Origin of the sequence: Azospirillum oryzae (assembly GCF_900177515.1) — a bacterium.
GTDB lineage: Bacteria > Pseudomonadota > Alphaproteobacteria > Azospirillales > Azospirillaceae > Azospirillum > Azospirillum oryzae_A.
The window spans coordinates 1,176,059-1,196,187 of record NZ_FXAK01000007.1 but is presented as its reverse complement, the minus strand read 5'-3'; the positions used below and the strand labels follow the sequence as shown (position 1 = coordinate 1,196,187).

General features: G+C 64.7%; 18 protein-coding genes. 7 read left to right on the top strand and 11 right to left on the bottom strand.

What is annotated here, in order from left to right:
* Positions 1–65 precede the first annotated feature (65 nt).
* The 5 genes from B9N97_RS18125 to B9N97_RS18105 all read right to left on the bottom strand — a co-directional run bounded on the left by B9N97_RS18125 (position 66) and on the right by B9N97_RS18105 (position 5,698).
* The gene (locus B9N97_RS18125; RefSeq protein WP_085089167.1) at positions 66–434 is read right to left on the bottom strand and encodes a GcrA family cell cycle regulator; all 369 of its coding nucleotides are present in this window, start codon (positions 432–434) and stop codon (positions 66–68) included.
* A gap of 174 nt (positions 435–608) precedes the next feature.
* Positions 609–1,409 (bottom strand): anti-sigma factor family protein, encoded by an 801-nt coding sequence (locus B9N97_RS18120; RefSeq protein ID WP_085089165.1) that lies wholly within the window; start codon positions 1,407–1,409, stop codon positions 609–611.
* The gene (locus B9N97_RS18115) at positions 1,409–1,927 is read right to left on the bottom strand and encodes an RNA polymerase sigma factor (RefSeq protein ID WP_244560763.1); all 519 of its coding nucleotides are present in this window, start codon (positions 1,925–1,927) and stop codon (positions 1,409–1,411) included. The genes B9N97_RS18120 and B9N97_RS18115 overlap by 1 nt, the downstream gene beginning before the upstream one ends.
* A 75-nt stretch (positions 1,928–2,002) precedes the next feature.
* Positions 2,003–3,448: an NADP-dependent isocitrate dehydrogenase gene (locus tag B9N97_RS18110; RefSeq protein WP_085089161.1), complete on the bottom strand. Its 1,446-nt coding sequence runs from the start codon at positions 3,446–3,448 to the stop codon at positions 2,003–2,005.
* Positions 3,449–3,586: 138 nt separating this feature from the next.
* On the bottom strand, positions 3,587–5,698 hold the full coding sequence (locus B9N97_RS18105; RefSeq protein ID WP_085090645.1) for a multicopper oxidase family protein: 2,112 nt from the start codon (positions 5,696–5,698) through the stop codon (positions 3,587–3,589).
* Positions 5,699–5,959: 261 nt separating this feature from the next.
* Between B9N97_RS18105 and B9N97_RS18100 the strand changes: the two genes are divergently transcribed.
* Positions 5,960–8,185 (top strand): SLC26A/SulP transporter family protein, encoded by a 2,226-nt coding sequence (locus B9N97_RS18100; protein ID WP_085089159.1) that lies wholly within the window; start codon positions 5,960–5,962, stop codon positions 8,183–8,185.
* 79 nt (positions 8,186–8,264) lie between these two features.
* On the opposite strand, the gene B9N97_RS18095 is transcribed toward B9N97_RS18100, so the two are convergent.
* On the bottom strand, positions 8,265–9,011 hold the full coding sequence (locus B9N97_RS18095) for a hypothetical protein (RefSeq protein ID WP_085089157.1): 747 nt from the start codon (positions 9,009–9,011) through the stop codon (positions 8,265–8,267).
* Positions 9,012–9,198: 187 nt separating this feature from the next.
* Here B9N97_RS18095 and B9N97_RS18090 point away from each other — a divergent pair, with 187 nt between their 5' ends.
* A complete protein-coding gene (locus B9N97_RS18090) occupies positions 9,199–9,474 on the top strand; it encodes a BrnT family toxin (RefSeq protein WP_085089155.1) in 276 nt (91 codons plus the stop codon).
* Entirely contained in the window at positions 9,462–9,830 is a 369-nt protein-coding gene (locus B9N97_RS18085) for a helix-turn-helix domain-containing protein (protein ID WP_085089153.1), read from the top strand. Before B9N97_RS18090 ends, B9N97_RS18085 begins: the two co-directional genes overlap by 13 nt.
* Positions 9,831–9,972: 142 nt before the next feature.
* Here the strand turns inward: B9N97_RS18085 and B9N97_RS35085 are convergent, their stop codons facing one another.
* The 3 genes from B9N97_RS35085 to B9N97_RS18075 all read right to left on the bottom strand — a co-directional run bounded on the left by B9N97_RS35085 (position 9,973) and on the right by B9N97_RS18075 (position 13,133).
* Complete coding sequence (locus B9N97_RS35085; protein WP_143266763.1) at positions 9,973–10,824, bottom strand: hypothetical protein; 852 nt, start codon at positions 10,822–10,824, stop codon at positions 9,973–9,975.
* On the bottom strand, positions 10,805–11,869 hold the full coding sequence (locus B9N97_RS18080) for a DGQHR domain-containing protein (RefSeq protein ID WP_085089151.1): 1,065 nt from the start codon (positions 11,867–11,869) through the stop codon (positions 10,805–10,807). The genes B9N97_RS35085 and B9N97_RS18080 overlap by 20 nt, the downstream gene beginning before the upstream one ends.
* A 73-nt stretch (positions 11,870–11,942) precedes the next feature.
* Positions 11,943–13,133: a vWA domain-containing protein gene (locus B9N97_RS18075; protein WP_085089150.1), complete on the bottom strand. Its 1,191-nt coding sequence runs from the start codon at positions 13,131–13,133 to the stop codon at positions 11,943–11,945.
* 83 nt (positions 13,134–13,216) lie between these two features.
* On the opposite strand from B9N97_RS18075, the gene B9N97_RS18070 reads away from it, so the two are divergent.
* Positions 13,217–13,795, top strand: a complete 579-nt coding sequence (locus B9N97_RS18070) for an HD domain-containing protein (RefSeq protein ID WP_085089148.1) — start codon at positions 13,217–13,219, stop codon at positions 13,793–13,795.
* Between the two features lie 105 nt (positions 13,796–13,900).
* Positions 13,901–15,418, top strand: a complete 1,518-nt coding sequence (gene ccoG, locus B9N97_RS18065) for a cytochrome c oxidase accessory protein CcoG (RefSeq protein WP_085089146.1) — start codon at positions 13,901–13,903, stop codon at positions 15,416–15,418.
* Between the two features lie 169 nt (positions 15,419–15,587).
* Here the strand turns inward: ccoG and B9N97_RS18060 are convergent, their stop codons facing one another.
* Positions 15,588–18,425 carry a [protein-PII] uridylyltransferase gene (locus tag B9N97_RS18060; RefSeq protein WP_085089144.1) on the bottom strand — a complete coding sequence of 946 codons (2,838 nt, stop codon included), beginning with the start codon at positions 18,423–18,425 and terminating at the stop codon, positions 15,588–15,590.
* 228 nt (positions 18,426–18,653) lie between these two features.
* Here B9N97_RS18060 and B9N97_RS18055 point away from each other — a divergent pair, with 228 nt between their 5' ends.
* Positions 18,654–19,004 (top strand): hypothetical protein, encoded by a 351-nt coding sequence (locus B9N97_RS18055; RefSeq protein WP_085089142.1) that lies wholly within the window; start codon positions 18,654–18,656, stop codon positions 19,002–19,004.
* A gap of 187 nt (positions 19,005–19,191) precedes the next feature.
* Positions 19,192–19,515, top strand: a complete 324-nt coding sequence (locus B9N97_RS18050; RefSeq protein ID WP_085089140.1) for a hypothetical protein — start codon at positions 19,192–19,194, stop codon at positions 19,513–19,515.
* 42 nt (positions 19,516–19,557) lie between these two features.
* Here B9N97_RS18050 and B9N97_RS18045 read toward each other — a convergent pair whose 3' ends face one another.
* Positions 19,558–20,064, bottom strand: coding sequence for a hypothetical protein (locus B9N97_RS18045; RefSeq protein ID WP_085089138.1), 507 nt, complete (start codon positions 20,062–20,064; stop codon positions 19,558–19,560).
* Positions 20,065–20,129: the final 65 nt, after the last annotated feature.

Here is a 20,129-nt window from a genome sequence, read left to right as displayed (position 1 = left end):
TTCAGGCAACAAAAAAGCCCGCCTCTCCCCCGAGAGCGGGCTTTTTTGAATGGCTTGTCGACCGGTCAGGCGGCGCCGACGTTGCGGTCTTCCTCGCGCTTCTTGCCGCCCGATGCCGGCTGATAGGCCATTGCCGCATGTTCCGCGCAATAGGGCATGCCGGGCAAGGCGTTCTTGCCGCAGAAATGGAAATCCTGGTGCTTGGGGTCGCCGACCGGCCATTTGCACATCCGCTCCGTCAGAGCAAGGATGGTGGCGCCGCGCGTCGGCTTCTTCTTGATGGGCGACGGCCGGCCCGACAAACCCAGGCGATGGGCCTTGCCGATGACCGCGTTGCGGGTGATGTCTCCCAGAATGTCGGCGATCTCGCTCGCGCTCAACCCCTGGGACCAGAGATCCTTGAGCTGTTGAATCCGCTCGTCCGTCCAACTCATCCCCGAGTACTCCCGATCCGGTGTCCGGTTATGTTGTGGCAAACAGGTCACGGTCTAGTGCCGTTTTCCATAAGCCGCAACATTTTGTGCCAGCCGGTGAGGAAGCTACCAGATGACGGCCGCGGACGATAGGGGGGCGCGGCAACATTCCTGTTGATAAGTCCGTGGGCAGACTCATGAATTCAGCGCGCCATAAACCTCCTCGGCGACGCCGGACAGGGTATCCCGATCGGCCTCTCCGGCGACGGCCAGCGCCAACCCATTGTCCTGCCAATACAAAGCGCGCACACCGCCATCCTGGGCGAAGCGGAACGCTGAACCGGAGGTGTTGGGAGAGGGGCGGATATACAACGTGATGCGACGCCCGGCCGCATCCTCGTACATGTACATTGCAACAGGTCCAGCGGAATCGGCCAAAAGCCGCCCGCCGATCAGCTGGTAGCCCCCTCTTGTGACTTTTGGGCAACGCATGTTCTTGCCCAGCCGCTTGGACAGCCAGTTCACCAAATGAGCCTCCTCATCGACGCCGATCTCGACCGGATGGCGAACCTCGACGGAGAAGACGCGATGGGCGGCGACGGCGTCGGCGATGAAGGCGGCGGTCAAGGGCTCGGCCCGCCAGCCGACGCGGTCGCGCAGCAGCCAGCCGCCGGCCCCGCCGGCGACGAACATCAGGAGGGAGGCGGCGATCGCCGCCCCCCACCAAGCCCCCCTGCCCCAGCGGTGCGGGACCGGAGCGGCATGGTCGCGGGCGGTGAAGGGCGGGGTCAGGCGGTCGGGCAGCGGCTGGTCGATCAGCGGACCGAAGCTCTGGCCCAGCAGCGACCGCTGGGCACGGTAGCGGTCGAAGCGCTGGGCGACCTCGGGATTGTCGGCGAGGTGGCGCTCGACATCGGCCAGCCGTTCCTCCGGCAACTCGCCGTCCAGCCAGGCATGAAGCTCGGCCTCGGTCACGGGATTGCTGGTGCCGCTCATCACTTGATCCTCCTGACGACCTGCTGGGTTCCACCGTCCAGCAGGACCCTCAATTTTTCGCGCGCCCGGGCCAGCCGCGACATCACCGTTCCGATCGGCAGTTCCAGAACCTCCGCCACCTCCCGGTAGGACAGCCCTTCCATTCCCGTCAGCAGCAGGATGGTGCGGTGCTCGTCGGTCAGCTGGGCGAAGGCGCGGACGAAGTCGCGCACCGCCCCGCGGTCGGAGGGAGGGGCGCTGAGCGCCAGATCGTCGGCCAGATCCTCCACCGGCACCTCGGCGCCGCGACGGCGCCGGCCGCGCTGGCCGGAGATGTGCAGGTTGTGCAAGATCGTCATCAGCCAGCCGCCGAGCTTCGACGGGTCGCGCAAGGTATGGCGGTTGGCCAGCGCCTTTTCCACACAGTCCTGCACGAGGTCGTCGGCGTCGAACCGGTTGCCCACCAGGGCGGTCGCATAGCGCCGAAGCCGCGGCACATGGGCGGCGATGGCGCGGTCGTCGATGTCTGGCGGGGTCATGTCGGGTCCGGGCAAGGCGTCGTCACCTGTCATGACGCCCTGCCCTGCCACTTTATTCCCACCGCGGCCATGGGTTCACAGGCCCGGCGAGGAAAAGCCGGCCTTGCCGTCGAAATTGCTGAGATTCTCGGTCTGGGTGAAGTCGATTCCCGCGGCGGCCAGCCGGCCCAGCAGTTCGACGATGGCGCCATGCTGCACTGGTCCGTGCTGCGACAGGAAGCGGCAGCGCCAATGGTCGGTGCAGAAGACGTCGGCGTTGCCGTCCGGCCAGACCCGTTGCGAGCGGTTGGAGATGCTGGTCAGCTTCAATGCGTCGGTCGACAGCGGCAGCACCAGCTCCGCCAGATCGTCGGGCAGGCCGCCGGACCATTGCAGGAAGACGTCGACGCCGACCAGCTCCTTCAGCGCACGCACGCGCGGGGCCAGCCGGTTGATGCCGTCGTAAGCCGGGCGGGCGGTCGAATAGCCGACCGGCGGCATGGTGACCGGGGTCTGGCCCAGCCGCTCCACCACCGCCTCGGCGAAGGCGGCGGTGCCGGCACGCACGCGCCCCAGCCCGCGGGCATAGATGTCGGCGGTGTGGATGCCGTCCTCGATGGTCTTCAGCCACGCATTGTGGATGCGCGCGGCGATGTCGCCCTGACCGATATGGACCAGCATCATCACCGCGGCCATCAGCAGGCCGGACGGGTTGGCGATGCCCTGTCCGGCGATCATCGGGGCGGAGCCGTGGATCGCCTCGAACATGGCACAGGTCTCGCCGATGTTGGCGGAGCCGGCCAGCCCGACCGAGCCGGTCAGCTGGGCGGCGATGTCGGAGACGATGTCGCCATAGAGGTTCAGGGTGACGATGACGTCGAAGCGCTCCGGCTGGTCCGCCAGCCGGGCGGCGCCGATGTCGACGATCATGTGGTCGGCCTTGATCTCCGGATAATCGGCCGCGATCTCGTAGAAGATTTTCAGGAACAGCCCGTCCGTCATCTTCATGACGTTGTCCTTGACGAAGGCCGTCACCTTTTGCCGGTGGTTGGAGCGGGCGAAGTCGAAGGCGTAGCGGACGATTCGCTCCGACCCCGGCCGCGAGATCAGCTTCACCGACTGGATCACGTCGTCGGTCTGGCGATGCTCGATCCCGGCGTAGAGGTCTTCCTCGTTCTCTCGGATGATGACCACGTCCATGCGCGGGTGCCGGGTCCGCACATAGGGATGGTAGGACACGCAGGGACGGACGTTGGCGAACAGGCCCAGCGTGGTGCGGGCGACGACATTCAGCGACTTGTTGCCGTATCCCTGGGGCATGGTGATCGGCCCTTTGAGGAAGACCCGCGTGCGGCGGATCGATCCCCAGCCGGCGGCATCCAGCCCACCGGGATGGCCCCGCTTGTAGACGGCCTCGCCGGCCGGAACCTCTTCCACCTTCAGCCGCGCGCCGGCCGCGTTCATCACATATAGCACCGCGTCCGTGATCTCTGGGCCGATGCCGTCGCCGCGTGCGACCGTGACGGGGGTGATATCGCGCATGCACTCACTCCAAGGGGACGCGCGACCGTAGACGCAAACAGGGGCCTTTTTCAATGGTTGGAGGCAGCGACGGATCGCAGCAACGGGCGGAGCGCACTCCCCGCCCCCGACTTGTCGGGGCAGGGAGTGCGCGACCGGTCAGTGGTGGGCCCCGGCGACGCCGCCGCGGCCATCCGGCACGCCGATGCTGACATTCTGCATCATGCCCTGGTCCTCGTGGTCGAGGATGTGGCAGTGCAGCACATACTCGCCGATGAAACGCTCGTAGCGGGTGCGGACGGTCACCTTATAGACGCCCTTGGGCGGCTGGGCGGTGGTGAGCGCGCTGCTGTTGTCGCTCTTCACCCAGATGGTGTCCTTCCACACGCCCTTCATGCCGGCATAGTCCGGATCGCCCGAGCCGGGTTCGCTGACGTCACGCCCATCGGGACCGATGACCGAGATGATCTCGAACGGGTTGACGTGGATGTGGAAGGGATGGCTGACGAAGTAGGAGGCCAGTTCCCACTGCTGGGCGGTGCCCAGGATCACCGGCCGGTTGACCACGCTCGGCTGGTAGGCGGCGGCGCCCTTCGGACCATAGGTGCCGTCGGGATTCTCGACCACCTGGAAGCTGTCGGCGACCTGGAACAGCGGGTTGGTGCGCTTGCCCCCTTCCGGCGGCAGGTTGATGAAGAAGGTCAGTTCCTGCTTGGGCTGGTGCATCACCTCATGCTCGGTGATCGGCCGGTGGGCGGTGAATTTGCTGAAGCGCGGGCAATAGGGGGTGTCGACCATGGTCTTCCCGAAGCAGCGGGCGGTCAGCCCGTCGATGACCTCCTTGGCGACCGACGGCGCGTATTTCGTCGCGTTGACCGCCAACTGGCGGATGGTCTCCTTCACCGGGTCCTTGACCACGCGGTCGCCCTTCACGCGGACGAAGCCGAGCACGCCGGTGGAGGTGGCGGTCTGGTCCGGGCTGGAATTGGCCGCCGCCGGCTTGTTGACGACGCAGTAGATGCCGGGTTCGGGGAAGTTGACCAGCAGGTCGTCACGATAGCCCGGCTGCATCGGCACGCTGGTGCGCACCTGCCCTTCGGTCATGGTCAGACCGTCGGAGGCCGCCAGGATGTAGGGGACCGGCTGTCCGGTGCAGCGTTCCTTGGCGAAGCGGTCCTGGTCGGCGGCCGACAGCGTCTTTTCGGCCTGGAAGAAGCCGGTGGGGTCCAGCTTGCGGAATTCCACCGTGATGGGGGAGCGGACGCCGCCATGGATCAGGCGCCAGCGTTCGGCCTGCCCGGTCTTCGCATTGGCGAACATCGGGCGCACGCGGCCGTTGACGGTGGTGAATCGCCCGGACTGCTCCCAGGTGCCCGGCGCGAACTGGTTGTAGGACACGATCTCCCCGACCTCGCCCGGCGCGCAGCTCCAGTCGATGGTCTTGCCATCGGCCTGGTATTTCAGCTTGCCGTCCTTGGTGCAGGCGTAGGGGATCTGCTCGAACAGCAGGACCCGCTCGGTCATCGGCACGCCCTTGGGGCTTTTCAGCAGGGTGTCGAGGTCGCCGTTGGCGTCGGGGGTCGGCGGGCGGTCGCCGCGGATGATCAGCGCGCCGGCCATGCCGCTGCCGACCTGCAGGGCGGTCGAGCCGTGACGGTGCGGGTGGTACCAGAAGGTGCCGGCCGGATGGTCGGCCGGGATGTTGTATTCATATTCGAAATCGACGCCGGGATTGATCGACACCAGTACATTGTCGCTGTTGCCGGTCGGGCTGACCCAGACGCCGTGGCTGTGCAGATTGGTGCCGTTGAAGCAGTGCGGCGTGTTGATGTCCGCCGCCGCCTGGTTGGCGCAGTTCGGATCGTCCGGCAGCTGGTTGTGCAGCTTGATGCGGACGGTGTCGCCCGGCGTCGCTTCGATGGTCGGCGCGACATAGGGATGGGCGGGGTCGACGTTGGTGCCGCGGTAGCTGCGCAGCCGCACGGCGTCCGGACGGCCCTGGGCCGGGTTGCGGATGTAGCCGTCGGTGAAGGAGACGAACAGGTCGTAATTGCGCGCCTGCCCGGTGTGAGGACGGGCGGTCGCCTGCGGCTGGCGCATCAGCAGCGAGCCGACGCGCGGCGATTCGGAATTGGTCAGCACCGGCGGATTGCCGAACGCCTCGCCGGCCGGTTCCGGGTTGTCCTTCGCCGCCGCGGTTGCCGCCAGGACGGACGGTGCAGCGCCCAGCGCAAGGGGCAGCAGCAGGCCGATCAAATATGTATGCCTCATGAAATGCTCCATCTGAAAAGACTTATGGGAGCCGATATGATTCCTGATAATTGAAGTTTTCAACATTTATGCACGTTTTTCATATGGCGGGCCGCGATGGCGGCGGGATGCGATCTGCTGCAATGCTGAGTGGCGCAGTACAATTCATCACCGCTTAATGCTTGCCTGAGCGGCCGAATTTCCGCTCACTACCGCGCCTGTGACGGCGATCCGCCGCCGTACCGGAAATCCGTTCCAAGCATCCGGATTCGACGCGACATCATGAGCGACGCCCCAAATCGGAAGCCCTCCGCCGGCCGTGGCCGGACCCTGGCCGCATCGGCGATGATCGGGCTGATCGCGGGCATCGACAATCTGGGCAATGGGCTTGCCATCGCCGCGCTGCTGTTCACCGGGCCGCTGGCGGCGGGCCTTGGCGCCGGGGTCGGCGTGGTCCTGTTGAGCGCCGCCATCCTGGCCCTGCTCGTCGCCCTGCGCAGCACGCAGCCGAACTCCGTCGCACTGGTGCAGGAGACCGGGGTCGCCATCCTCGCCGCCACCGTGGCGACCATGGCGGCGGACCTGCAGGGCGCGCCGGAGGGGGTGCGGGTGGCGACGGCCTTCGCCATCCTGGGCGGCAGCACGCTGGTGAGCGGGCTGCTGTTCTGGATGGTGGGACGGCTGCGGATGGGCCGGCTGGTGCGCTTCTTCCCCTATCCGGTGGTGGCGGGGTTCCTGGCCGGGTCGGGCTGGCTGCTGGTGGAGGGCGCGCTGGCGATGGTCAGCGGCCGGCATGGCTTGAGCGCCGGCTTGGCGGAGTTGTCCACGCCGGCGGTGGGCGTTACCGCGGCGGCGGCGGTGGGGCTGGCGGTTCTGCTGATCCTGGTGATGCGGCGGAGCGACAGCCCGTTCGCCATGCCGCTGGTCCTGCTGGCGGCGGCGCTGGCGTTTCATGCCGCCCTGCCCCTGCTGGGGTTGTCGGTGGAGCAGGCGCGCGGCCTGGGCTGGCTGCCCGCCGTGGCCGGTGATGGCGGGTTCAGCCTGCCGGTTCCGACCGAGGTGCTGGCGCTGGCCGATTGGGGCCGGGTGCTGGACGCGCTGCCCGCCATGGTCTCGGTGGCGGTGCTGGGCATGCTGGGGCTTCTGTTGAATGTCAGCGGGATCGAGCTGGCGCAGGGCCGCGACATCGACGCGGATGCCGAGTTGCGCTGCACCGGGGCTGCCAACCTGCTGGCGGGGGCGCTGGGCGGGCCGTCGGGCTATGTCGGACTGGGCATGACCCTGCTGGCCGGGCGGCTGGGCGCCACCGGCCGCGGCGCCGGGCTGGCGACGGCGGCGGTGATCCTGGGCGGGCTGGCGGTTGCGGGATGGCTGGTGTCGGTGACGCCGGTGTTCCTGACCGCCGGGCTGATCCTGTTCCTGGGCGTCGAGCTGTTGCAGGAGTGGCTGATCGACGCGCGCCGCCGGCTGCCGCGGACGGAGTGGCTGATCGTGCTGGCCGTGGTGCTGGCGATCGCCGGGATCGGCTTCATGGAGGGGCTGGCGCTGGGGTTGGCGGTGTCGCTGGCGATGTTCGTCTACAGCTATTCCCGGCTGCCGGTGATCCGCGGCCGGAACAGCGGGGCGGAACTGCGCAGCCGGGTCGACCGCAGTCCGGCGGCCAGCCTGCATCTGTCCGGCGCCGGGGCGGCGATCGAGGCGATGCAGCTTCAGGGCTATCTGTTCTTCGGCACCGCCGAGCAGATCGTCGCCCCGATCCGCGACCGGCTGGAGCGGACCGGCGAGCCGCCGCTGCGCTTTCTGGTCATCGATTTCCGCCACATCAAGGGCATGGATTCGGCGGCGGCCGGGGTGTTCCGCCGCATCCGCAACCTGATGGAGGCGGCCGGCGCCGTCCTGGTGCTGAGCGCCCTGCCCGGGGCGGTGGAGGACGCCTTCCGCAACTGCGGCCTGGACCCTGATGCCGACCCGGTGCTGCGCCGAGCGCCCGACCTGGATCATGCGCTGGAATCCTGCGAGGAGGCGCTGCTGGCCGAGAGCGGGCGGGGCGGCGGAGCGGCGGGGGCCGACGCGCCGCTGCTGCGCCATCTGGAGGCGATGACCGGCCCGCACCCCCGGCTGGGCGATGCGGTGGCGGCACTGGACACCCTGCATCTGCAGCCGGACGAGCTGCTGATCCGCGCCGGCGAGGCGGCGAGCGACGTCTTCATCATCGGGTGCGGCCGGGTGAAGGTGCAGATCGCCCTGCCCGACGGCCGGAGCCTGCGGCTGCGCACCATGACCGCCGGGGCGGTGGTGGGCGAGATCGCCCTGCTGCTGAACCAGACCCGCGGCGCCGACGTGGTGGTGGAAACCCCCGCCACCATCCACCGCCTGACCGCCGCGACGCTCGCCCGGCTGGAGCGCGAGGATCCGGAGCTGGCGCTGGTCCTGCACCGCATCCTGGCGACGACGCTGGCGCAGAAGGTGACGCTGGCGAACCGGCTGATCGAACAGGCGGTGGGGTGAGGGGCGCCGGCTGGCTGTGAGTGGAACGTTTGAAACGCCATGAACCGTTTTTCCGGCGGCGTTCCACTGTTCACATCGGTCACCGGCGTCGAGTGAAGGCGCCCTGCCCGCCCCGCCGCTCCAGCGCCGAGCCGAGATTGGGGAAGGCATCGTCGGGGTTGTAGGTCCAGGGATAGACTCCCTTCGGCCCCTCCGATTCCGGGCGGGCGAGGATCGCGGCGATCTCCGCCGGGTTGGGCGGCGTGCGCTCGCGGATGGCGCCGGGGACAGAGTCGTCGTCGAACGGCTCGGCCGTGTCGGCGAGGTCGGTCGAAGGAGCCGGCTGCGGGTCGGCGGGCGGACTGTCCGGAGGGTTGGCGGCTGCAGCGGCGGCAGGGGTGCTCTCCCCGGCATCGATCCCTCCGGCCTGCTTGCCCGGCTGGGTGTCGAACTCCTTGAACAGGCCGAGCCGCTCGGCCAGCCAGCGCACGGTGGAGGGATCGCCGGCGGAGACCAGCCGCTCGATCTGCTCCGTCACCTGGGCGCGCAGCGATGCGAGCCGCAGGTCCGATTCGCGGTTCAGCGCCTGCCTCTCCCACCAGACGCGATGGCGGAACGCCTGCGACCCGTAATAGGCCCGCCACAGCGTGGTGCGGCTGCAGCCCATGGCCCGGGCGACCTGCATGAAGGAGGCCCCGCGCGCCAGCATCCCGGCGGCCATGATCCACTGTTCCTCGTGGAAGCGCGAACCGGGGACGAGCGAACCCTCGGGCGGAACCGGCGGCTCCTCGGCCCAGAGCGGGAAGCGGTCGGCGGGGTGGCTGGCGGGGGGCAGGCAGTCGGGCATGGGGCATCTCCGGGAGTGGGTGGGTGGACGCTCCTATTTCAGCGGGGAATGCGGCAGGATGATAGGATAATTTTCATATTTTGCACCGGCGCAGCCTGCCGGCGGTCAAGGCGCGTAGTCTTCGGACTGCGGTGGGTCCGCTCAAAGGCCGTTGTCAAAAGTACGGCATTGCCGCATATTGGGACTGATGGACATTGAACTCGACACCGAGAAGGACGCCATCAACCGGGCCAAGCACGGCTTTCCACTGGCTCTCGGTTTGATCGTCCTGGAGAACCGCGTCGGTGATGTCGCGGACCCACGGGAGTATGTGAGCGAGTTCGGGACCGAGTACCGCCGCCTTGCCTTCGGAATGATAGGCGGACGGCTGTTCGTCTGCGTTTACACGATGCGCGGCGAGACCTACCGCCTGATTTCGGTGCGGAAGGCGAACAAGAGGGAGCAACGGACATGGCTACGGTGAAGGTCACCAAGGAAATGGCGGCAGACGCGCTCCGGGGGATCGACTGGGCCGCCGTGGACGCGACGACCGACGAAGAGATCGCGCGGCAGGTGGCCGATAATCCTGACGCTGCGCCGATCCTGTCCGACGCCGAACTGGACCGGGCGAGGTTCGGCGAGCGCGTGAAGGCGATTAGGGAGCGGCTGCGACTGACCCAACCGGCCTTCGCCGAACGCTTCGGCTTCCCCACCGCCAGCCTGCGCGACTGGGAACAAGGCCGCCGCAAGCCGGACGCCGCGACCACGGCCTATCTGGCCGTGATCGAGCATGAACCGGAAGCGGTGATGCGGGCGCTGGAGAAGTCACGGGCGGCATGATGTATATCAATACAGTAATTCTAACAGATAAATAAATATAAGGTTAGATGCCTTCTTAGTAAGTTTTTATTTTATGGGAAAATACTGCTTTTTTTCCCTCACCCCACCATTATGAACTGCCGACAAATTATTTGGTTGCAATTCAATAATCTCCATTTCGATAATATCCAAGCATCAATCTTCCCAACTTTCCTTCAGTCTTTATGTTGACTTCCTCTAAAGCTCTCTTGATATAATTTTTTTGATCTTCGCTTAGCAGCGAGTTTCCACAAGATGCTTGTGCAGCCTCCTTACAGAACTGCATCGCCATTTTTATCGGCACAGACAAGCAGCAATGATCCCTATCAAAGCAGTAAATATAGTCGCTATCATCAATATAATTGTGAATCCTCTCCTCAATTCCGCACGAAAAAATACTTTCGGAAAATCCAACAATTTCTGGCTCGAAGAAAGTAGCATCCCTGTAATTTACATAGTCTCTTCTAGACATCATCCAATCAATAACATTCATTCCATCTACGTTTAGCGAGATAACCCGATCACCGGAAAAATTCTTTTTGTAAAAATGCAAGATAGTCTTATGGTCTCCTGAAATTTTTATCCCGTTCTCCTTAACTCCATCTCTTTTAACCGGCAACTCCCCCTCTGCAATTCTCAAGGTATATATTCCATGGCATTTAAATACAGCAATCCCTCTAATCGATATCAGGCATCGCACGAGATAGAAAACTGAATAGTATAATTTTACAACAGCCCAAGAGCATCGTCCGCGGGACAACGCCTCAACCGACTCTATTATGCTGACTAGAGCTTTGAAATATATACCGCAAGCATCCTGAAACAGTAAAGGATTGATCTCGGCCTCCATCTGAGAATCGACAACAATCCTCTCCACTTCGCGCTTAAACTCCTTCCATTTAGATAAGTCATTACAACCTGAAACTTGCTCAATAAATTCTTGGACTTTGTATCTGTTAGAATTCGTATTCATCATGATTCGGCAGCGAGCTCAATATGTGGCTTTCAAGAAGATCGCGGATAAGTTTTCTTGCAGTTTTTCCATCCTTACCTCTTAGATCGTCCCAAGTAATTAACCCTTCTCTGTCGAGTCTAATTAGGTTTTTCATAGTTGGAACCGAGAATGATCCTTTTTCAGCACAGCGCTTCATCAAGGACTCTATAAAAAAGTCAACTGCTCCATTGAATCCCGCCGCTTTTAAGAACGGGTTTTTCGCAGAGTCCCACAGCTTCTGATCGGAATAATAATCCCTAATAGCCTGGAAATAATTTCCAATTGCAAGTTTTTGCCTCTCGTAATCCCTGATTTTGTAGTTATAGAATGTTCCCTGCGGATGTTTAAGATGTTCTTTGAACGCAGCAACAAAGGTCGAAAGCTCAATATTGCCTTGCCCTCTTGGAGATCCAGGAAACTTGATTAATTTATACAAAGCAGATTCAGGATCTCCGTTAAGATCTCTAGCAAGATCAGTAGCTCTGTTTACCACGTGAGTTTCATCATCCACGACCTCCCCAAACAGGTCGAAAATGAGACTTTTAGGAACAGGCTTTTGCTCGGTGTTTATGTTCAAAAAAATCCTTGCCGCCTCAGGAGTAGACAGACCGATGCACAGTGTTACCAACAAGTCTTGCTCACCGATCTCCTCTCTCACAGAGATAGCTTGAGCAAGACCAGTAAGCCTATGCTGTCCATCAATTACCTGTGCAACAGCTCTCTTGATTGGAATAGAAATATTTCCCTTAGAAATTTTCGGGTTATAATTTTTATCCGTCCAATTAAGAATAAAAGAATTAAAGAACGTATTTCCATCCAATACGTAATTTCTAATATTGAGAATTCTCCTACTGTTTAATGGCCTCTGAACAGCACCCTCCTCATCATCTCGCCCACGAACTGCAACATAATGAAGAAGCAAAAGATCTTTTGCTTTAATCGCAAAAGTGTAAGCGGGTATTTCTCCGAATTTTGTAACGAGACAGGAGGTCGAATGGTAAGCTACGCTTTTTTCGAGAGAAACCATCTTTCTTTCCCTAAAGAGATTTATAGGCATCATATCAGATCAGAAAAAGGCTAGTAAAGCGAAGATAGATCTCTCACCTCCCCAACTCCCGCATAGCTCCGTCCAGCCCCTCCAACGTCAGTGGGAACATGCGTCCCCCCATCAGGCGCTGGAGCAGGCGGGTGCTTTCCGTGTAGTCCCAGTATTGCGGCGGGGTCGGGTTCAGCCACACCGCCTTGCCGTAGACCGACAGCAGGCGCTGCATCCAGACCTGACCGGCTTCCTCGTTCCAATGCTCGACGCTGCCGCCGGGATAGACGATCTCGTAGGGGCTCATGGCGGCGTCGCCGACGAAGACCAGCTTGTAGTCGGCGGGATAGGTGTGCAGGACGTCCCAGGTGGACAGGCGCTCCGTATGGCGGCGGGCGTTGTCGCGCCAGACGCCCTCGTAGACGCAGTTGTGGAAATAGAAGTGCTCAAGGTGCTTGAATTCGCTGCGCGCGGCGGAGAACAGTTCCTCCACCAGACGGATGTGGTCGTCCATCGAACCGCCGATGTCGAGGAACAGCAGCACCTTGATCGTGTTGTGACGCTCCGGAACCATCTTCAGGTCGAGCCAGCCGGCGTTGTTGGCGGTGGCGCGGATGGTGCCGGGAAGGTCCAGTTCGCTGGCCGCGCCGCTGCGCGCGAATTTGCGCAGGCGGCGCAGAGCCACCTTGATGTTGCGGGTGCCGATCTCCACCCGGTCGTCGAGATTGCGGAACTCGCGGCGGTCCCACACCTTGACGGCGCGGCGGTGGCGGCTCTCGTGCTGGCCGATGCGCACGCCCTCCGGGTTGTAGCCGTAGGCGCCGAACGGCGAGGTGCCGGCGGTGCCGATCCATTTCGATCCGCCCTGGTGCCGGCCCTTCTGCTCCGCCAGACGCTGGGCCAGCGTCTCCATCAGCTTGTCCCAGCCGCCGAGCGCCTGGACCTGCGCCTTCTCCTCGTCGGTCAGGAAGCGTTCGGCCAGCTTGCGCAGCCATTCCTCCGGCAGGTCGGCGACGGGGACCTCGTCGGCGGCCGGGGTGTCGTCGGTCAGGCCCTTGAAGGTGGCGCCGAAGACGCGGTCGAAGCGGTCGAGGTTGCGTTCGTCCTTAACCAAGCATGCACGACTGAGATAATAGAAATCCTCGACGCGGAAGGACGCGGTGCCCTGCTTCATGGCCTCCATGAGCGTCAGGTACTCCGTCAGCGAGACGGGGACGCCGGCCTTGCGCAGATCGAAGAAGAAAGACGTGAACATGGGCGCGGACCTTCGCTTCTGGGTTCCCAAGATGTGGTCCCTGGGGGCGCAGGATAATGCAATGCCCCAGCCGAGAGAACAGCATGAGCCTGCCTAACGCTTCCCCGTCCAGCGCGCCCCTCCTCGATTTCGCGCGGGCGCTGGATTTCGCCGCGCACAAGCACATCGACCAGCGCCGCAAGGGCGTGCGGGCCGAACCCTATGTCAACCACCTGTCGGAGGTGGCCCTGCTGGTGGCCCAGGCGACGGAGGGCAAGGACCCGGTGGTGGTGATCGCGGCGCTGCTGCACGACACGCTGGAGGACACCGACGCCAGCTATGAGGAGATCGAACAGCTGTTCGGCGCCGAGGTGGTGCAGGTCGTCGCCGAGACCACCGACGACAAGCGCATGTCGAAGGCCGAGCGCAAGCAGCACCAGATCGACGCCGCGCCCCATGCCTCGACGCGGGCGAAGCTGGTGAAGCTGGCCGACAAGGTGTCGAACCTGCGTTCCATGGCACACAGCCCGCCCGCCGACTGGCCGCTGTCGCGCAAGGTCGAGTATTTCGAATGGGCCCATGCGGTGGTCGCGGGCCTGCGCGGCGTCGATGCCCGGCTGGAGGCTCTGTTCGACCGCGCCTATCACGATGGGCTGGCGGAACTGCGCGGGCAGACGGCGTAATCCGTCGCGGATTGATTTCGCGCAATGCGGCTTCATCACGGAAGTCTTATGGAGAAGGGACGATGCAGACGCCACCCGTGCCGCTGACGGCCGAGGAAAGATGCCATGTCCCTTCCGCAAGAAGACACCACCCTCACCCGCCGCCCCGCCCAAGCGGCCAAGCCCGCCGCTCCGTCCCCTGCCGAGCCGCATGAGGAACCGGGACGCCACTGGTTCGTCAACCGGCCCAAGGTCTATGCCGCCGACGTGAAGGGGCGGTTTCGGCAGATCAAATGGGCGGCGTTGATCGTCCTGTTGGCGATCTACTACATCACGCCGTGGATCCGCTGGGAACGCGGGCCGGGCATTCCGGATCAGGCGGTGCTGATCGACATGGTCGGGCGCCGCGCCTATTTCCTGTGGATCGAGATCTGGCCGCAGGAGGTCTATTACCTGACCGGCCTGCTGATCCTGGGCGCCTTCGGCATCTTCTTCGCCACCACGCTGGCCGGGCGCATCTGGTGCGGCTATGCCTGCCCGCAGACGGTGTGGACCGACCTGTTCATGTGGGTGGAGCGCAAGATCGAAGGGCCGCGCACCGCCCGCATCCGCCTGGACAAGGCGCCGATGACCGGTGCGAAGTTCGCGCGCAAGACCGCCAAGCACGCGGCGTGGATCGGCATCTCGCTGCTGACCGGCGGGGCGTGGGTGTTCTATTTCAACGACGCGCCGACGCTGATGAGCGACCTGCTGCATGGCAACATCACCAGCGGCGTCGCCACCTTCATCGCGCTGTTCACCTTCACCACCTATTTCTTCGCCGGCTGGGCGCGCGAGCAGATCTGCATCTATGTCTGCCCGTGGCGCAGCTTCCAGTCGGCGATGGTGGACGAGGACACCTTCCTGGTCACCTATGAGGACTGGCGCGGCGAGGGCCGCGGGCCGATGCGCAAGTCGCAGAGCTGGGAGGAGCGGCAGGCGGCCGGCCTCGGCGACTGCATCGACTGCAAGCAGTGCGTCCATGTCTGCCCGACCGGCACCGACATCCGCGAAGGGCAGCAGATCTCCTGCATCGGCTGCGGCCTGTGCGTCGATGCCTGCAACGACGTGATGCGCCAGATCGGCCGGCCGATCGACCTCGTGCGCTTCGACACCCAGTCGAACCAGATCGCCAAGATCGACGGCAAGCCGGAGCGGGTGAAGCTGGTCCGGCCGCGCACGGTGATTTATTCGCTGATCATGCTGGTGGTGGCCTGCGCCATGGGCATCGCGCTGATGCTGCGGCCGACGCTGGACGTCAGCGTGCTGCGCGACCGGGCGCCGCTGTTCGTGACGCTGTCCGACGGGTCGGTGCAGAACGCCTACACCATCAAGGTGCTGAACAAGACTCACATCGCCCGCAGCTATGTGGTGACCTTCGACGGGTTGCGCGATGCGCAGTTGTCGGTGGCCGGCGACGAGGAAGCCGGCAGCGGCGGCAGCCTGACGCTGAAGGCCGATGCCGACACGGTGGCGACCTATCGGGTGTTCGTGAAGGTGCCGGCGTCGGCGGTGAAGTCCGGGTCGACCGACGTGTCGGTGGTCGCCAAGGAGCAGGCGAGCGGCGAGGTCGGCAAGCACGCCAGCGTGTTCATGGCGCCTTGAGGGGTTGTAAGGAATTTGTTCCCTCTCCCGCCCCGGGAGAGGGAGGGACCCTAGCGAAGCTTGGGAGGGTGAGGGGTGTGACAAGGATCAAGAATCCATGTCCACATTGCCCCTCACCCTCCCCGCCTGCGGCGGGTCCCCTCCCTCTCCCGGGGCGGGAGAGGGCTTTTTACGTCACCTTCGCCCTGGTCCGCTTCACCGTCGTGGGCGGGGGGGCGTCGCCGGTGGGGTCGTCCAGGGCGCTCAGCAGGCGTTCCTTGATCTTCGCCAGCTTGCCCTCGTGCGTCACCTTCAGGCCGAAGACGTCCTTCACATAGAAGACGTCGATGGCCTTCTCGCCGAAGGTGGAGACCTTGGCCGAGCTGATCTGCAGGGTCAGGTTCGACAGCGCGCGGGTCAGGTCGTAGAGCAGGCCGGGACGGTCGCGGCCGTTCACCTCGATCACCGTGTGGGTGGTGGAGGCGTTGTTGTCGATCAGCACGCGCGGCGGCACATGGAAGACGCGGGTGCGGCTGGCCTGGGTGGTGCGGCGGGTCGACAGGTCGTTCAGCGGCTTCAACTGGCCCGACAGCACCTTCTCGATCATCACCGACAGCTTGGCGAGCTTGTCGCCGCTCTCGAACGCACCGCCGGCAGCGGCGTCCTGCACCGAGAAGACGTCGAGCGCCATGCCGTTGGTCATGGTGAAGATGCGGGCGTCGACGATGTCGGCGCCGCAGGCGGCCAGCGCCCCGGCGAGGCGGGAGAACAGGCCGCTGTGGTCGGTGGCGTAGATCGTCACCTCCGTCACCGCGCGGCCGCGGTCGACGCGGGTCTCCACCGTCAGCGGGCGCTGGGCGCGCTCCGCCTCGCGGACGAGACGGGCCTGATGGGCCAGCGTATCGGTGTCGAAGGCCAGCCAATAGCCGGGATAGCCGAGGCTCTTGTGACGCTCGAAGGCCTCCTCGTCGAAGTCGGTCAGCTCGGCGCGGAGCGCGGCCTGGGCCGACTGGATGCGCCGGCCGCGGCCCTCGACGGTCATGCCGCCGGACATCAGCTCTTCGGAGCGGTTGTAGAGTTCGCGGAGCAGCGTGGCCTTCCAGTTGTTCCAGCGCTGAGGACCCACCGCGCGGATGTCGGCCACCGTCAGCACCAGCAGCAGGCGCAGACGTTCCGGCGACTGGACCAATGCCACGAAGTCGCGGACGGTCTTGTCGTCCTCCAGGTCGCGCTTGAAGGCGGTGTGCGACATGGCGAGGTGCCAGCGCACCAGCCAAGCCACGGTTTCCGTCTCTTCGGCACTCAGGCCGAGGCGGGGGCAGAGCTTTTCGGCGACGCGGGCGCCCAGCACCGAATGGTCGCCGCCGCGGCCCTTGGCGATGTCGTGCAGCAGGACGGCGACGTAGAGCGCACGCTTGGAGACGACCTTGTGGATCACCTCGGTGGACAGCGGCAGCTCGTCGGCATGCTCGCGCGACGCGATCTTGTGCAGGATGCCGAGAGCGAACAGCGTGTGCTCGTCCACCGTGTAGACATGGTACATGTCATACTGCATCTGCGCGACGACCCGGCCGAAGTCGGGGATGAAGCGGGCCATGACGCCGGCCTCGTTCATGCGGCGCAGCGTGATCTCCGGATCCTTCGGCCCGGTCAGGATATCGAGGAAAAGGCGGTTGGCCTCCGGATCGTTGCGCAGCTTCGGGCCGATGGCGCTCAGCGAGCGGGTGATGGAGCGCAGCGCCGCCGGGTGGATGTCGATGTCGTTCATCTGCGCGGTGTGGAACAGGCGGATCATGTCGATCGGCTGTTCCTTGAACTGCTTGTCGCTGCGGGCGTTCAGCCGCTCGCCGTCGACGATGAAGCCGTCCACGTCCTTGCGCCGGGCGACCGACGCCAGACGAAGCAGGTTGAACTTGGGCGGACGCTTCGACTCGGCTTCCAGCGCCGCGCAGAAGATGCGCGTCAGGTCGCCGACATCCTTGGCGACCAGGAAGTAATGCTTCATGAAGCGCTCGACGCCCTTGGTGCCGGCATGATCGGTGTAGCCCATGGCGGCGCCGATGCTGGTCTGGACGTCGAAGGTCAGGCGGTCTTCCAGCCGGCCGGTCAGGTAATGCAGGTGGCAGCGCGCGGTCCACAGGAAGTTCTGCGCCTTGGCGAAGCGCTGCGCCTCCTCCGGCGTCAGCACCTTCTTGCCGACCAGCTCGTCCACGCCCTCGACGCGGTAGAGATACTTGGCGATCCAGAACAGGGTCTGCAGGTCGCGCAGGCCGCCCTTGCCGTCCTTCAGGTTGGGTTCCAGCACATAGCGGCTGTCGCCCATCTTCTGGTGGCGGGCGTCGCGTTCCGCCAGCTTGGCCTCGACGAATTCGGGGCCGGTGCCGGCGACCACTTCCTTGTCGTAGCGCTTGCGCAGCTCGGCGAACAGCTTGCCCGGACCCCAGAGATAGCGGGATTCGAGGATGGCGGTGCGGATGGTGACGTCGGCCTTGGACTGGCGGATGCACTCGTCCACGCTGCGCACGGCATGGCCGACCTTCAGCCCCAGATCCCACAGGATGTAGAGCATGTATTCCACCACCTGCTCCACCCGCGGCGTGCGCTTGTAGGGCAGCAGGAACAGGAGGTCGATGTCGGAGAAGGGCGCCAGCTCGCCACGGCCGTAGCCGCCGGTGGCCGCCACGTCGAACACCTCGCCGGAGGTCGGGTTGGCGGTGGGGAAGATGAAGCGGACGGTGAAGTCGGCCAGCGTGCCCACCACGCGGTCGGCGAGATAGCAGTTCTCCCGCACGCACTGCTCGCCGGAGCCGCCGGCGTCGAAGCGTTGCCGCACTTCGGCCCGGCCCTCGGCCAGCGCCTTGCGCAGGCAGGCGATCAGCGCCGGGCGCAGCTTGTCGCCGGTGCCGTGTTCGGCGACCAGATCCTCAAGCTCCCCCGCCAGCTTGCGGCGGGAGATGATGGCGCGCTTGTTCGGGATGGCGGGCGCGGGCGACTCGGGCGGGGGCGGCGCCTTGGAGCGGGACAGCATCGGTTGGGGAAAACCTCGGCTTTCGGGGCGGCTTCTAAAGCGGCGTGCAGGCGATCCGGAATGGCCGCACGGCCGCACTATAGCGGTAAAGCCTTCAGGTAGCACGCCCGCACTGGAAAACCAGTGCGCCCCGCCCGCTTGTGCCTCTGGTTGTGACGGCCGTCACAGCGGTTGCGACGTTGCGGGGCCAGAGTGATCCCATACGGAGCGTATTGCGGGAGATGGGCCATGACCGGCCGGACGATCACGGGACGCGCGGCGGGAGAAGCTTCGGTGAAGGGGCGGCGGGAGCTGGCGGCGCTGAACGACGCGCTGACGCTGGCCGAACGCGGGCTGGGCCGGCAGACCACGGCGGCGCTGATGGCGCGGCTGCTGCGGGTCGCGGCGATGTTCCCACGGTCGGTGGACGACACGCTGATGTGGCAGGTGACCGACCTCGTCACCGGCGACGACGTGTCGGACACGGTGAAGCTTACGCTGATCCGCATGGGATGGGCGTCCATCGTCCAGGCGCAGTACCGGGCGCATGGGCTGCGGATGGCCGCCGCCCCGAAATGCCGGCAGGCCGCCGCGGCCTGACTGACAGGGCGGAACCGGCAGGGATTGGGCCGGCAGAACTTGCCCGGCGGCAGACTCCACCGCCCCGGCGGACGCATCAAGTTACGGAAACGGAAAGACTTCCCGTTCGGCGTTGAAATTGCATCGCGGTCAGCGCTGCCGGCAGTTGCTGTCGGGCAAAGGCGCAACCAACAGCGGGAGCACCGCGATGCAGATCAACGGCTACAGCGGCTATTCGAACTCGCTCTACACCCAGTCGCAGACGGCGACCGCCCGCAAGGGCTGGGGCAGCAGCGCAGGGCCGACCACCGACACCACCGCCGTCGCCGACTTCCTGGCGGAGGCGAAGAAGTCGCCGGCCGAGCGGATTCGCGACGAGTGGCTCGCCCGTCACAAGATGACGAAGGACGACCTGAACGCGTTGCCGCCGGAACAGCGGGAAGCCATCGAAAAGGAGATCGCGGAGGAATTGAAGCGGAAGCTGACGGGGCAGGACGCCAAGCGCGGCGCAGTGATGAATTTGACCGCCTGACGCCTTCCCGGACCTACGCCCTTCCCGTCCCGTCCGGTTCCGTCACGCGTCGCGCACGCTCACATGCACATTCACCCCGCCCTCGCGCTCCAACAGCGCGGCGGCCTGGGCCTCCTGATCCGGCGATTTGACGCGCACCCACAGGATGACGCCGCCGGCCTCCAGCGCGCGGGTGAACTCGTCGGGCTTGGGATGGCTGGTCAATTCGTCCAGATAGTCCTTGATGGCGGCGCCGCCGACGCCGGCCGCGACCAACGCCGCCAGCGCGGCCTCGATGGGACCGCCGACGATGGCGATCAGGCCGGCGGTGGTCAGGGGGAAGGCGTATTTCAGTTCGCCCACCAGACCGGTCAGCGCCTCGTCCCGCGGCTTGCCCTTCGGATCCGCGACATCCAGCGAGGCGTGGCTGGCGAGGACCGACAGGTCGGCGCGGTCGAAGCCGGCCGCCAGCAGCGCCTCCACCGCACGGTCGAAACCGGCGCGGGTGGAGAAGAGGGCAACGACCTCCCGCACCTCGGCTGGTACGGTTTCCTCGGTCATTTGCGTCATGATGGCCGTCTCCCTATGTTTCAGCCTGCCCTATTGTAGCGACCGGCGGCGCGCGCCCGTCAACC